The sequence below is a fragment of the Bacillus cereus group sp. N11 genome (genome assembly GCF_016483605.1).
Taxonomy (GTDB): Bacteria; Bacillota; Bacilli; order Bacillales; family Bacillaceae_G; genus Bacillus_A; species Bacillus_A toyonensis.
The window spans coordinates 55,419-68,725 of sequence record NZ_JAEHBN010000024.1 but is presented as its reverse complement, the minus strand read 5'-3'; the positions used below and the strand labels follow the sequence as shown (position 1 = coordinate 68,725).

Below are 13,307 nucleotides of genomic sequence, written 5' to 3'. Positions count from 1 at the left end.
GGAGGGCTGTTTTTCTAAAATTTATTATTTTATATTGTTTTCATTTACTAAAATTAAAAAGGATTGCAGAATGTTGGAAACCCTAAAGGGTTTCCCAACACTCTGAGAAAAAAGATATGCAAGATGCATATCTTTTTTCTCTTTCTTACCAGGAAGCTTTTGTTTCGTGATTCACATCATTATAACCATTTAATTTATAGGTATGATTACCAATAGCGTAATCATCTCCATAATAAACGCTTGTGTTGGTCGCTGTAGCACTTACATAAGATGATTTTTTTGCATTATTACTTTTCGTATTCACTAATGAGCCATCGCCATTGAAAGTCCTTGCTTTTGCATAAATATAGTCTTCGGTCGTAGTTGATTTCGATTTAGCAACTGCATATGGGTTACCAAAAAAGGGAGTATAGACGCTAATGTTAGAATCATTCTTAGGTGCAGCTGCAACAGTCAAACTAGAAACATTGGATGTTTTTGCTGATTGAATTGTATCAAAGTCAACTAAAACAGGCTGCTTGTCTGCAGCACCCACCTCTGAGGCACTTGCGTTATTAGTAAAACCAAAACCTAAAACCGCTAACCCTAAAGTTGTCACCGCTAAAGATTTTTTCATATTCACTAATTTCCCCACCTTTTTTAATTTTTGAGTTCGAACTCAACTCATACAATATACGAAAAATTCGAAACTCTCAACAACCTATCCGATACTTAACTTTTCTTTTACTTTTGATTTAACATATCTTCATTTTAATAATTTGAATATAGCTTTAACTGCTTAGCGAACATGGAAATAGGGTTACCAATATGAAATTCATGTAAATGTAGATTTACACTTATAGAAGAGCACATGAATGAAAAGTAGGGTGGTAATGAAAGAGAGTTAGAAGAATGTAATACAAAACAATCGGATTATGTATTCATTAATTGTAGCGGCGGAAAAAGAAAAGATAGTAAAGGAGAGTATTAACGGTAAAAACGAAACACGGTATAAATCAATCATGTACGAAGCAATTCTACGTTTGTATGTAGGATTACTTCGTTTGTAAAGTTTAAAGCTGTTATTGTATTCCCTATGTTATTTTTAAATTTTTGTGGGAAACCTATCTGAAAAAGGATGGTGGCAAGAATGACAATTGATCGAGTGTGTACAATAGGACCAGCAAGTAATAATAAAGAAACGTTAGTGCAGTTAATAAAGAATGGTATGAAAATTGTTCGGCTAAATTTATCACATGGCACGCATGAAAGTCATAAAGACATCATTCGTTTAGTGAAATCTTTAGATGATTCTATTAAAATTTTAGGTGATGTGCAAGGTCCTAAAATAAGATTAGGTGAAATGAAGGAAGATCAAATTACACTTAAGGCCGGGGATTCTTTTCTTTTACATACGCAACCAGTCATAGGGAGTAATACAGAAGCAAGTGTGGATTATGTAGGTATTGCGAATGATGTGAAAGTAGACAGTAGAATTTTGATTAATGATGGAGAGGTTGAATTAATTGTTGAAAAGGTAAGTAAGGAAAAAATAGAAACAAAGATCAAAACAGGTGGTAATATCTCATCTCATAAGGGGGTGAATTTACCAGGTGCGACAGTTAGTTTACCGGCTATTACAGAGAAAGATAAAAAAGACATTCAATTTCTTTTAGAAGAGGATGTTAATTTTATCGCGTGTTCTTTCGTACGAAAACCTAGTCATATAAAGGAAATACGAAATTTTATACAAGAGCATAAAGAAACGTCCCCAAGTTTAATTGCAAAAATAGAAACGATGGAAGCAATCGAGAATTTTCAAGATATATGTAAAGAAGCAGATGGAATTATGATTGCAAGGGGGGATTTAGGAGTGGAATTGCCGTATCAATTTATTCCGCTTTTACAAAAAATGATGATTCGTGAATGTAATCGAACGAATACATATGTTATTACAGCAACACAAATGCTTCAATCTATGGTAGATCATTCTAATCCTACAAGGGCAGAGGTCACCGATGTTTTTCAAGCTGTACTAGACGGGACGAATGCAGTGATGCTTTCTGCTGAAAGTGCATCAGGAGAGCATCCAATCGAAAGTGTGAGAACACTACGTCTCGTTTCGGAATTTGCGGAGCACGTTAAAAAAGATGGTCCTTTTGCGATGAAAGATGTACTGGAATGGCTGCATAAGTCTCTTTAATACATGTAGCTTGGTAAGTGATGAATAAAAAAAAGAGGGCGGATATGCATCCCCCTCGAGTTTTTAACGAATATTACTCTTGCTCTTCTTGCTCATCCAAAATCTTATCAAAAGCAGCCGATACTTTGTCAAACTCTTCGTCATTTTCGATGTATGAAAACTCATTATCTTTTTCTACTTTTAAAAAGAAGATATCAATGTCTTCCTCAGTTTCTGTTTGAATGTCTTCTACGAAGGCAACTGCAATATATTCTGCACCTTCGACATCCATCGCTCCAAGTACTTCTACTTCCTGATCCTCATTATTCTCATCACTAAGAGTAAACACTTCGCCAACTTCAATATCAGACATATTCATTCTCCTCCTGTTCGACTCTAAAAATAGAGCACTCAAACTGTATACATACTAACATATCTTTCCATGAAAAAACAAATTCATACGTAAGAAAACAACTGATTCTTCTTTAGTATGAGTATACAGCTATAAGGAGCATTATTTTTTGCGTGCTATGTTACTAAATCCATTCAACAATTATATCCGTAGTCTGTCTTGTTTTATCACGCTTTGGCTCTTCTTTACGGTAACCAAAGGCAACCATAACAGATACTTCAAAATTATCGTCTTTTACAATGCCTTCTTGACGAAGTAAAGAATCTACTTTCTCTTTATCAAATCCTTCTATTGGACAAGAGTCAATACCAATTTGAGCTGCACTCGTCATCATATTACCTAAAGCGATATAAGATTGTTTTGATGCCCAATCAAATACAGCACGGTCGGATTGTAATAAGTTAAAATCTGATTCCTGGAACTTTTTGAAGAATTCATATCTAATTTTTTGAGTGTCTTCAGGTAATCCAATAATATCGTTCATCATATATTTAATATAATCTGCATCATAATGCATATCTTTAATGTTTCTTGAAAGAACAATGACAAAGTGACTTGCTGTTGCAAGTTGCCCACCAGCACCCCATGAATATGGTTGTAGTTTTTCTCTTACTTCTTTATTTTGCACGATAACAAATTTCCAAGGCTCATATCCAAAAGAAGAAGGAGATAATCTGCCTGTTTCTAAAATGAAATTAAAATCCTCTTCTGAAATTTTTTGCATAGGATCGAACTCTTTACATGCATGTCTGAAATGAAAAGCCTCCATAATTTTTTCTTTTGTAATTTCTTTTATATTTGTCATAAAAGTTCCTCGTTTCATTAATTTATTTTGTAACCAAATTATATTTTTAAAGTAACATAGAAACAAGTACGCACATTTATGTGGTATAGTATCAAAAAAGATACTAATGTTAAGGGAAGGGATTTATTATGGATTGTTCAAACGAAAATAATATAAATTACCCATTTTTAAATAAATATTCTTGTCCAGTGGAAGCGATGGTTGAGGTCATTGGAGGGAAATGGAAAGGGGTTATTTTGTATCATTTATTAGATGGTACAAAGAGGTTTAATGAATTAAAAAGATTAAAACCTAATATCACACAAAGAATGTTAACACTACAGCTGAGAGAACTCGAAGCAGATGGCATCATACATCGTGAAGTATACCGTGAAGTACCTCCAAAAGTAGAATATTCATTAACTGAGCTTGGTGAATCACTTCGTCCAATGATTCTATTAATGATGGAATGGGCAACTCATAATATGGAAAAAGTTTTGGAGAGTAGAAATACACAAAATAAAAGTTAAGAGTTGAAATGGATATAGGAGAGATATGTGAAATAGTTGTAGAAATAAAAGGTGTTTCCATACGTGGAAACACCTTTTATCCCGCATTAACGGCCAGTAAGACCCCCACCTCAAAATTCAGTGGAAGCAAAGAAGTTAGGTGGGGATCGGGCTGCCCGTAAAAGCCCGATTGGTGAAGGCTAATAATCAGTGGGGGATCAACAAACCCCCCACTGATTAAAGTTTCACTTTATTTCTATGTTTTTTACTTTTTAACTTCAACTGCTGAAGTTGCAAAGTCACTCAAGTTTGCAGTTTTACCATACCAATCAGCGTGTCTAAAAACAACACCTTTTCCATATCCTTCAGTTGAAGTACGTTCCCATAGCGTTGTTGAATAGCTAGCAGTAGGAGCTGCTGTACGTACAGAAACAATTTGATTTTGCCAACTAGGAGACAAGTTTTTATAACCGCTACTTAGAGAAAAATACTCGCTACCTGTACGTTTATAGAAGTCTGTACTACCAGGTCCGCTCCCTCCAACACCAAGAGGAGTGATTGTATGATTCAACCTTTGTTTATCTTTTTCAATAAAAGACTCTAAACTTTCTTTGTTCGAAAATCCATAAGATAACCAGTCTCCATTTTGATTTTGTTTCGGTAGAACTAAAGTTATTTTTACGTCTTCCTTTGATGGAGCACCCAATTTGTGAAACGAATCTACAGCCTTTTCATCTACAGTTACATATTCGAAAGAGGCAATCGTATAATCCTTTTCGGTACTAGCTAATACTGATCCCAATCCTACAGTTAATGATGAAGCAGCTAACATTGCACCTACTACCAACTTTTTAAGCATGAATTCATCTCCTTTAAACTTAGATTTTTTTGTGTAACTAAAATGTATGTTAATTTAAGTTTATTGTAAATATTTAGAATTTTATAAAAATAAATCGGAATATTCTTTCATTAATCCAAAGTAAGGAATTCGCTTTTCTATTAAAAAAGGATCTACTTAAAAAGTAAATCCTTTTTGGATATTAGCAATAAGGCTAGAGTGTGCTACTGATTTTGCTCTTTGCCGATTCACCTCAAAACTTTACTGAAGCAAAGGAGTTAGCGGGAGGCGTGCTACTTGTGAAAAAGACTTTGGTGTGTGCTAATATAGACAACACCATCGGTAATAAAAATTTCGATTTATCCTACTATGAGTTAAAAACTTCATTTTTAGTAGTGGAAGTAGCGTCTAATAAAAGGAAGATTGCTGCTATAATATGTAGAACGATTGCTATATAAGGAAAGAAGGCAACTAGAGTAACGATAATACCGATATAATGAGGATACGTATTCATGCCTTCTTTTTTAGCTAATAAAAAAGTAGTGATATGTAAAATAATCAATAGTAGTAAAGGTATCCCATATAGGTTAACAAGACTTGGAAATAAATAATAACAAGGAAGTAATAAAAGATGATAGATCCCTGTAGTCCATTTTAGTGCTTGGATGTAGGTTTTCAAAGTTAATCCTCCTAAAACAATCAATATCTATATATTACCAAAAATAATAGGTGATTGGATATTATATATTTGTAGTTTTGAGTGGATTATAATTATTTTATGTAAACTAATTATAGGTTATCTATAAAATAGAAAAACCACCCAAACGAGGGTGGTTTTTATTATAAATAATTACTTAAAGAAGCAAGAGGAACTTTCACCTCACTACCTTCTTTCATATTTCTTAGCATAACGGTTTCTGCACTAAGTTCCTCTTCACCAATAATAAGTACATAAGGGATGTTCTCTTTATTGGCATAATTAAGGGCGCGTTTTAGTTTGCGTCCTGCTAGTTCAAGTTCAATTTTCCATGAAGTAGTGGATCGTAATTGCTGGGCAATTTGCAAGCATTGTAATTCTGTCCCGAGTGGGATAATAAATAAGTCCGCTGTAGAGGATTTTGTTTCTTTTTGTGAGAGTGCTGTATAAATAACGTCTAAACCGAATGAAATACCGACTGTTGGATAGTTCATATTATCACCACGGAATGCTCCGATAATATTATCGTAACGACCACCACTACCGATGCTAGATGTAATCGAGCCATCTTTTAGAAAGATTTCATATACGGTACCTGTGTACATTGTGAGTCCTCGTGCTAAAAACGGATTGAATATAGCATTCTCGTTTATTCCAAGAGCAATTAAATATTGCTGTAATTGTTGTAATTCGTTTATTCCATCGGTAACGAGTTGATTATTGAAAGCTTCTTTAAAGTCAGCAATTGTAAGCTTTAGACAAGATAATACGGTATTACATATCGTATCAGCCATTTCTTCAGTAATTCCACGCCCCAATATATCTTTCCGTACACCATCAATCCCAATCTTTTCAATTTTGTCTAATGATAATATTACGTCACTCATTAATTCAGTAGGGATGTTAATCGCCTGAAGAATACCGTTTAATAATTTTCGGTTATTATATTGGATCGTTACTTCTAAGTTTAACGTTCGGAACAGTTCAAACGCCATGCTCATAAGTTCAGCTTCTGCCATGACAGACTCAACACCGACTATATCAACGTCGCATTGTATAAACTCACGAAATCTCCCTTGTTTAATCGGACCATCTCGAAATACTTTCCCAATTTCATACCGTTTAAAAGGTAGACGAATATTTGGATTCATCGCCACGACTTTTGCGAATGGAATTGTTAAATCGTAACGTAAAGCAAGCTCACGTTTTCCTTGATCTTGAAGTGTATATATTTCCTTTAAAATTTCATCACCACCGCCATACTTGTAAGACATAAGTTCATACATATTTAACGTAGGTGTCTCTAACGGTTTACAGCCATAACGTTCAAACGTATCTTCACACGCTCTTTTAATTTTATTTCGCAGCACTTGCTCCTCTGGTAAATAGTCCTTTGTTCCTTTTACATTTTTCATTTCCACTGTAATCACTCCTTTTTTAAATTAAAAAAAGCTATGCGGGTATAAAAATACCCACATAGCTTTATGAACGCTTCGTGGGTAAACAGGAAAAGCCCTGTACCCACGAAGAAAAAATTTTCTTCGGATACACGGCGTTACGTATGATGATGAAGTTGGAAAGAAGTATTAAAATTTCGCATTACAAATCTCTCCTTAACATAAGTTTTTCCAAATTATATCAGATGATTTTTGAAATATCAATATTTTCAGTTTTGAAAAATGCGTGAAGTTATGTAGGAGAAATGGAAAAGGGTGTATAATAAAAGAAAACTTAATAATATGAAATAACCTTTTAAGGAGAAGCACATGAAAAAAGATAAAACGAATGCGATGCGAATATTAGATAAAGAAAAAATTGAATATTCGATGATGTCATATGATCCAGACGATGGGAAAATTGATGGCGTGTCAGTAGCCGAGAAAATTGGACGAGAAGTAAGAGAAGTATATAAAACCTTAGTCGCTCAAGGGAATAGTAAAAATTATCATGTGTTTATTATTCCAGTAGATGAGGAACTGAATTTAAAGGCTGCCGCAAAAGCAGTAAGTGAAAAGAAGATTGAAATGATACCTGTTAAAGATATTACGAAAGTGTCAGGGTATATTCGCGGCGGTTGTTCACCAGTCGGAATGAAGAAGTTATTTTCTACATGTATCGATGAAAGTGCTCAATCGCTTGAAACGATCATTGTAAGCGGCGGAAAAATTGGTATACAAATTGAGCTGAAAGTGGAAGATTTGGCGAAAGTAACGAGAGCGCAGTTTGGTGAGATAACGAAGTAAATATACATAGGGGAAGAAGTTCTAAATATTATGGAACTTCTTTTTATTTTAGATAGTTGTTTCTTAACGGTTGTTGTAGGATGATCTAATTAAGTATACGGATTATGTTTTTTACGGTATAAAACATCAAAAAAAAGATTTTTTCAGTATAAAACAATTTAAAGACGAACATTTTTATGGTGAAATAAAATAATGTTCATATTTATATTGCGTCTACACTAATAGTTTGTTATATTATCCATATAATAATTTTGAATAACATCACTCGTATATACTCGGTAATATGGTCCGAGCGTTTCTACCTAGTTCCCAATGAAAGAACTGGACTACGGGTTAAAGTATTCGGTCGGTTTGTGTATGGAGCCGCTACCGTTCTATAATGTAGCATTGACCTCGTCTATTGCTTCATTAACTTTGACTACCGTAGTTCTAGAAAGTAGAGATTCTTCTACAATTTCTAGAACTTTTTTCTTTGGGCGAAAACATCGAGTATATGAAACAACAAGAGAAAGAGGAGAGATTATTTATGAAGAACAATATGTTACAAAAATGTGCTGCCCTAGTAACTACTATTGCATTGTCATCCTCAATACTTGCGGGATGTAATGCGAGTCCAAAACAAGTTGTTGAGGCAAAAAGCAACGAAAAGCCTATCTTAATTCAAGGTCCAATGCCGATAGAAGCAGAAAAATTTGCGAAAAGGTTAAAAAATGTGAAAGAAGAAAAGTCTGGAACATGTGTATTTTATAAAGGAACTGTCGACAATTATCCTGTAATCGTTGCGAAAACAGGTAAAGGAATGGAAAATACAGCAGCCGCTACAGCAGTGGCTATTGAAAAATATAAGCCTATAGCGATTATTAACCAAGGAACATCGGGTGGCCATGATCCTAATTTAAACGTATTTGATATTGTGTTAGGAAAACAAGTTGCAAATATAGGTTCATTAAAAACCACAAATATGGATGAGAATCAAGGGATTGAGCCAACAAAATGGATATCTATGGATTTAATGGCTTCTGAAGGAAGTGCAGGAGAAGATCCAAATGCTGAGAAAATCCGATACTACGAGGGAGATAAGGATTTACTTGCAGCAGCTAATGCAGTGAAAGATACATATACAAAAGGTAAAGTGGTTGAGGGTACGATAGGTTCAGCAGACGTTTGGAATAATGAAGTTGATAGAATTAAGTGGTTCCATACAAAATACGGTACATCTGTAGAAGAAATGGAAGGCGCTGCTGCAGCGCAAATCGCAAAAGCTTATGACGTACCATTTTTAGGAATTAGAGTATTATCTAACAATAAAACAAACGGCGGAAAATACAATCCAAATACAGCAGCGGCAAATCAAGAATATGTATATGAAGTAGTTAAAAAGTATATAGCTTCGATGCCAAATAAATAGAAGTAGTTGTATGCTCAACATAAATGTCAATTAGCTCCAAAAGTTTCCGAGACAGATAGATTTACTTTAGGAATGATAGTTGAAAAAGAAAAGCTTGTTTCTTATTGAAAAATATAAGAAATGAGCTTTTTTATTTAGAAAAAATTGATTAATTAGTTTATAGCGTTAATATATAACATTGAATATCGTAATAATATAATGGAGGTGAATGTAAAATGGCTTTTACTACAGGTCCTATTGAAAACTTGGGAAATCAACCTGCTAATGCAAATAGAGTTAGGGTGAAAATTCTTAACCGTACTGCTGGCCCGCTTACTGGAGTAGCTAGAGTTTTTAGACTTGACGGTTCAATAGTATTAATTGAACAGGTGAATTTCAATGTGAATTCTAATGCTTCTACTATTGAAACTCTAAGTTTAGTTCATCCTGCTTTTGGACAAGCATTAGAATATGAAGTTCAAATTGTTCCTAATCAACCTGGTGGACTATATAGTGTTTATGGAATAACAGCTGAAAGTGTTATCATTACTGCACAACGTGTTGTCAATGCAGAATTAACACAGTTTCTTTAATAAAAATAGATTGGTGCCTACATGGTATCCAATCTATTTTTGTACTTATTTTTCAGAGAAAGAAGAGTTTTACACAAAAAATAAAGACAGTTATGGAAAAAGGAAGAGCCGAGCTATCATCTCGATTTGTACGATTGCTGTCCTAGACTCTATCTGTTTTATTGCACGGTTTTCTTTGAAAAATTTATTAAATATGCATAATTGCATAAAAAAATTGAAATTTATAAGTTAACATTAAACTACTTTTTAATTGTAAAGAATAGTTTAATAATCTTTACTAGGGAAGGATATTCCTTGTGAAAAGTGAATTTGTTTGAAAAGTAGATAAACCAAAAGTATGGAAATGATACAGACTGATTAGGGTTTTGTATTAAATAAAAAGAGAAGGGGAATGGAGTTTTAAACGTTTTCGTAGTTTTAGGGAGAACATTTTTAGTAAATGACTTCAAATTATATTTTAAAGGGGAAATGGGTATATGAAGTTTCGAAATACAAAGCTTGCTATGGTTACATTATCTTCATTTTTTATTTTAGGTTCTGCATCTCTATCATTTACAGATACTATACATGGTGAAGTAGCTTCTGTATCACCACAAGAGATGACTGTAAAAAGCTATGACGATACATATTATAATAATGCAATAGGAAAAACGGGTTTGGAACTAAAGAAGGAACTTCATAATATTATTGATGATCATACAAAGTTATCATACAGTGCGGTTTGGGAAGCGCTAAGAGATACGGATGAAGATCCAAATAATAAAAACAATGTAATACTCTTATATACTGGGCGTTCGCAAGGGAAACTTACGAATGGTTCAGGAGTTAATAACTGGAACCGAGAGCATGTTTGGGCAAAATCTCATGGTGATTTTGGAACGGCTGCAGGACCTGGAACAGATCTGCATCATTTAAGAGCGACGGATGTATCTGTAAATAGTTCACGTGGAAATCTGGATTTTGATAATGGTGGTGTGAATCATTCGGAAGCGACAGAATGTAAATATGATAGTGATTCTTGGGAACCTCGTGATAGTGTAAAAGGAGACATCGCTAGAATGCTGTTTTACATGGCTGTTCGTTACGAAGGGGATAGCGGTGAAATAGATTTGGAACTCAATGAAAAGGTGAATAACAATAAAGATCCGTACATTGGGAAACTATCTGTATTACTAAAATGGAATGAACAAGATCCGGTCGATGATTTAGAGCGAAAGCGTAATGAAATAATTTTTACAAAATATCAACATAATCGCAATCCTTTTATTGATCATCCGGAATGGGTAAATAAAATTTGGAACTAAGATTTGTAAAGGTATTATATTTTGTAAGAAGGGATTGATCATAATGATCAATCCCTTCTTACATCTATACTAGAATCAATAATTTTCATAGGATTGGAGAGGAAAATAGAATAGATGTTTTTGTATTATCAAGTTAAGTATATTGTAAACCTTTTAGTACGGTCCCCACTCAATATTCACTCCAATAATAAGAAAAATAAGTCCAATGATAAACCAAATGAATGCAAGAGGAGCCATAAATCGAATCCATTTTCCGTAAGAAATGCCGCTAGCTGCGAGAACGCCCATTAAAACACCGGAAGTTGGATTTAAGCAGTTCACTACACCTTCGCCGAGCATAACAGCTTGTACTGTAACTTGGCGTGTAATGTGCATGAAATCAGCTAATGGAGCTAATATCGGAATGAAAATAACAGATTCTCCTGTCCCGGATGAAATGAGGAAATGTAATGCGGCACTACTTACATACATACCGATAACGCCAAATACAGGGCTATATCCTTCGAGAGACTGTGCGAGTTGATTAACAATTGTATCAAGTAATTTGCCTTGTTCTAGAATGACTGAAATAGAGCGAGCCATTCCGACGATCAAAGCACCGTATATGAGATTTTGGCAGCCTGCTAGAAAAGTAGAAGCGATATCGTTCGCTTTCATACCGCCTATTATTCCTGCTGTAATTGCGATGAAAATAAAAGTAGCGGTCATTTCTGCATCTGTCCAATGTAGTCGAAAAGCCCCTATTAAAAATACAATTAATGATAAAGCTGAGACGAGTAAAATTAATTTGTGACGTATTGTCCAAGGAACTTCAGTTTTCTCTATTTCTCTCTCTCTTGAAAGAGCATTACTTGGAAACCAGTTATCGCCGAGTATGCTTCCTTTATTCGATTTTTTTAAACGTTTTATATACCAATTAATATACAAAATGGTAGCAATTAAAAAAGAGATATAGATTGCTGTACGTAACCCAATCCCTGAAAACATCGGAAGTTCTGCGATTTTTTGTGAAATGCCTAAAGGTGAGGGAGATAATATAGTAGCATTAAAACCAGCATAAGTGCCTAAATAAATAATTGCTACGCCAACGATAGCGTCCCATTTCAATGTGCGTGCAACGATGATGCCGATGGGGATAAAGCCGATAACTGAGTTAACGATAATGCCAGTCGTTCCGAGAAGAGAAAAGAGTGCGGCGACAATACAAATGAAAAGTAATTGCTGATTCCGAAATTTGTTAATCACATGATAGATTAAACCGTCAAGAGCACCTGTTTTTTCAAGAATGGCAATGGCACCACCTGTAAATAAAATTAAGAAGATGATAGGAGCAGCAAGTGTCATTCCTTTTTCAATAGCGGTAAAAAAAGAAACAAACCCTACCGGTGATTGCGGAACAGAATGGTAACTTCCTGGTATTGTCGTTGTAACAGTCCCGTTTGTTACTCTTTTAAATTCTCCAGCAGGAACGAAATAAGTAGCTATGGCACAAAGTAAGGCAATAAAAAATAGTAGTACGTACGCGTCAGGTATTTTAAACTTTCGTTTACTAGGTTGTTTTTTTACCTCAGTTTGTAATTGCATAAAATCCCTCCTTTTTCACTTGGTTAATTTTTAATATTCTGAAATTTATCTGTGAAATAGATTATAATAAAGGTGGCTTCTTAAGGCAATAGTTTTTCTGTCCTTTCCTGCACATACAAATTATTGCAACATTAGACAGGGAAACGAAAATAATCCAAGAATATGTTAAATAGAAAGTAAAAGGAAAAGAGGGAAAAAGATGTGGAAAACTACGGATCTATGTGATGAGTTTGAAAAGGAGTTACAAATATGTCGCCAGTCTTTTCGATCTTTTGGGAAGAAAGAACAATTCCACGGGAAAATTGCAACGGTGAAAGTGAAGGATGATAATGTACTAGTGAAGGAAGGATTACAAACATTACCGGAAGGAACGGTATTAGTTGTTGATGGTGGAGCGTCTACGAATTGTGCGTTACTCGGTGATAATTTGGCAGCTATTGCAGAGGAAAGAAAGCTGGCAGGAATTATTGTAAATGGATATGTTCGTGATTCTAGTGAACTAAAGAATATTAATATTGGTATTTTAGCGTTAGGGACGATGCCAAATAGAAGTGTAAAAGAAGGGAAAGGAGAACGAAATATTTCATTGCAATTTGGACAAGTAGAATGGAAGCCAAATGATTATGTTTATGTGGATGAAGATGGCGTCATTATTAGTGAAAAAAGTTTGCGTCGTTAAAGGTTAGTAAGTTACTATTCTTAGAAAATAAATCCGATAAAGCATGGACAAAATTCTTTGTCAATAGTAAAATAATACAGAAATTTAAAATTAACAGAATGTATAGGTTTATCGTT

14 protein-coding genes and 1 riboswitch are annotated in these 13,307 nt (G+C 34.3%); of the genes, 7 read left to right on the top strand and 7 right to left on the bottom strand.

Annotated elements, in window-relative coordinates; genetic code table 11:
• Window positions 1-145: 145 nt before the first annotated feature.
• Window positions 146-622 (bottom strand): hypothetical protein, encoded by a 477-nt coding sequence (locus tag JDS98_RS26655; protein ID WP_001056341.1) that lies wholly within the window; start codon window positions 620-622, stop codon window positions 146-148.
• A 507-nt stretch (window positions 623-1,129) separates the two neighbouring features.
• Here JDS98_RS26655 and JDS98_RS26650 point away from each other — a divergent pair.
• Window positions 1,130-2,182 (top strand): pyruvate kinase, encoded by a 1,053-nt coding sequence (locus JDS98_RS26650; RefSeq protein ID WP_097959888.1) that lies wholly within the window; start codon window positions 1,130-1,132, stop codon window positions 2,180-2,182.
• A gap of 73 nt (window positions 2,183-2,255) precedes the next feature.
• Here JDS98_RS26650 and JDS98_RS26645 read toward each other — a convergent pair whose 3' ends face one another.
• Window positions 2,256-2,540, bottom strand: coding sequence for a DUF1292 domain-containing protein (locus JDS98_RS26645; protein WP_106080648.1), 285 nt, complete (start codon window positions 2,538-2,540; stop codon window positions 2,256-2,258).
• A gap of 157 nt (window positions 2,541-2,697) precedes the next feature.
• Window positions 2,698-3,396, bottom strand: a complete 699-nt coding sequence (locus JDS98_RS26640) for an NAD(P)H-dependent oxidoreductase (RefSeq protein ID WP_141520636.1) — start codon at window positions 3,394-3,396, stop codon at window positions 2,698-2,700.
• A gap of 110 nt (window positions 3,397-3,506) precedes the next feature.
• Here JDS98_RS26640 and JDS98_RS26635 point away from each other — a divergent pair, with 110 nt between their 5' ends.
• The gene (locus JDS98_RS26635) at window positions 3,507-3,887 is read left to right on the top strand and encodes a winged helix-turn-helix transcriptional regulator (protein ID WP_000340657.1); all 381 of its coding nucleotides are present in this window, start codon (window positions 3,507-3,509) and stop codon (window positions 3,885-3,887) included.
• A gap of 244 nt (window positions 3,888-4,131) precedes the next feature.
• Here JDS98_RS26635 and JDS98_RS26630 read toward each other — a convergent pair whose 3' ends face one another.
• The 3 genes from JDS98_RS26630 to JDS98_RS26620 form a co-directional block, all read right to left on the bottom strand.
• Window positions 4,132-4,725, bottom strand: a complete 594-nt coding sequence (locus JDS98_RS26630; RefSeq protein WP_000914492.1) for a hypothetical protein — start codon at window positions 4,723-4,725, stop codon at window positions 4,132-4,134.
• A 346-nt stretch (window positions 4,726-5,071) separates the two neighbouring features.
• Window positions 5,072-5,383, bottom strand: a complete 312-nt coding sequence (locus tag JDS98_RS26625; protein WP_097959886.1) for a hypothetical protein — start codon at window positions 5,381-5,383, stop codon at window positions 5,072-5,074.
• A 161-nt stretch (window positions 5,384-5,544) separates the two neighbouring features.
• A complete protein-coding gene (locus JDS98_RS26620; RefSeq protein WP_097959885.1) occupies window positions 5,545-6,822 on the bottom strand; it encodes a histidine--tRNA ligase in 1,278 nt (425 codons plus the stop codon).
• 345 nt (window positions 6,823-7,167) lie between these two features.
• On the opposite strand from JDS98_RS26620, the gene ybaK reads away from it, so the two are divergent.
• The 4 genes from ybaK (at window position 7,168) to JDS98_RS26600 (ending at window position 10,928) form a co-directional block, all read left to right on the top strand.
• Window positions 7,168-7,644, top strand: coding sequence for a Cys-tRNA(Pro) deacylase (gene ybaK, locus JDS98_RS26615; RefSeq protein WP_199631707.1), 477 nt, complete (start codon window positions 7,168-7,170; stop codon window positions 7,642-7,644).
• A gap of 245 nt (window positions 7,645-7,889) precedes the next feature.
• Window positions 7,890-7,993, top strand: a riboswitch (purine riboswitch).
• Window positions 7,994-8,170: 177 nt separating this feature from the next.
• Window positions 8,171-9,052, top strand: coding sequence for a 5'-methylthioadenosine/S-adenosylhomocysteine nucleosidase (locus tag JDS98_RS26610; protein WP_199634507.1), 882 nt, complete (start codon window positions 8,171-8,173; stop codon window positions 9,050-9,052).
• 215 nt (window positions 9,053-9,267) lie between these two features.
• On the top strand, window positions 9,268-9,624 hold the full coding sequence (locus tag JDS98_RS26605; protein WP_000896124.1) for a hypothetical protein: 357 nt from the start codon (window positions 9,268-9,270) through the stop codon (window positions 9,622-9,624).
• 476 nt (window positions 9,625-10,100) lie between these two features.
• Window positions 10,101-10,928, top strand: coding sequence for an endonuclease I family protein (locus JDS98_RS26600; protein ID WP_199631705.1), 828 nt, complete (start codon window positions 10,101-10,103; stop codon window positions 10,926-10,928).
• A gap of 153 nt (window positions 10,929-11,081) precedes the next feature.
• On the opposite strand, the gene JDS98_RS26595 is transcribed toward JDS98_RS26600, so the two are convergent.
• Window positions 11,082-12,512: a YfcC family protein gene (locus tag JDS98_RS26595; protein WP_199634506.1), complete on the bottom strand. Its 1,431-nt coding sequence runs from the start codon at window positions 12,510-12,512 to the stop codon at window positions 11,082-11,084.
• A gap of 199 nt (window positions 12,513-12,711) precedes the next feature.
• Here JDS98_RS26595 and rraA point away from each other — a divergent pair, with 199 nt between their 5' ends.
• On the top strand, window positions 12,712-13,191 hold the full coding sequence (gene rraA / locus JDS98_RS26590; protein WP_000266041.1) for a ribonuclease E activity regulator RraA: 480 nt from the start codon (window positions 12,712-12,714) through the stop codon (window positions 13,189-13,191).
• The last annotated feature ends 116 nt before the right edge of the window (window positions 13,192-13,307 follow it).

Excerpts from the sequence above, each read along its gene's own strand:
- JDS98_RS26630 (WP_000914492.1), bottom strand. The coding sequence starts at position 4,725 with ATGCTTAAAAAGTTGGTAGTAGGTGCAATGTTAGCTGCTTCATCATTA.
- JDS98_RS26610 (WP_199634507.1), top strand. The coding sequence starts at position 8,171 with ATGAAGAACAATATGTTACAAAAATGTGCTGCCCTAGTAACTACTATT.
- JDS98_RS26635 (WP_000340657.1), top strand. The coding sequence starts at position 3,507 with ATGGATTGTTCAAACGAAAATAATATAAATTACCCATTTTTAAATAAA.
- JDS98_RS26645 (WP_106080648.1), bottom strand. The coding sequence starts at position 2,540 with ATGAATATGTCTGATATTGAAGTTGGCGAAGTGTTTACTCTTAGTGAT.
- JDS98_RS26595 (WP_199634506.1), bottom strand. The coding sequence starts at position 12,512 with ATGCAATTACAAACTGAGGTAAAAAAACAACCTAGTAAACGAAAGTTT.
- ybaK (WP_199631707.1), top strand. The coding sequence starts at position 7,168 with ATGAAAAAAGATAAAACGAATGCGATGCGAATATTAGATAAAGAAAAA.
- JDS98_RS26600 (WP_199631705.1), top strand. The coding sequence starts at position 10,101 with ATGAAGTTTCGAAATACAAAGCTTGCTATGGTTACATTATCTTCATTT.
- JDS98_RS26640 (WP_141520636.1), bottom strand. The coding sequence starts at position 3,396 with ATGAAACGAGGAACTTTTATGACAAATATAAAAGAAATTACAAAAGAA.
- rraA (WP_000266041.1), top strand. The coding sequence starts at position 12,712 with ATGTGGAAAACTACGGATCTATGTGATGAGTTTGAAAAGGAGTTACAA.
- JDS98_RS26605 (WP_000896124.1), top strand. The coding sequence starts at position 9,268 with ATGGCTTTTACTACAGGTCCTATTGAAAACTTGGGAAATCAACCTGCT.
- JDS98_RS26650 (WP_097959888.1), top strand. The coding sequence starts at position 1,130 with ATGACAATTGATCGAGTGTGTACAATAGGACCAGCAAGTAATAATAAA.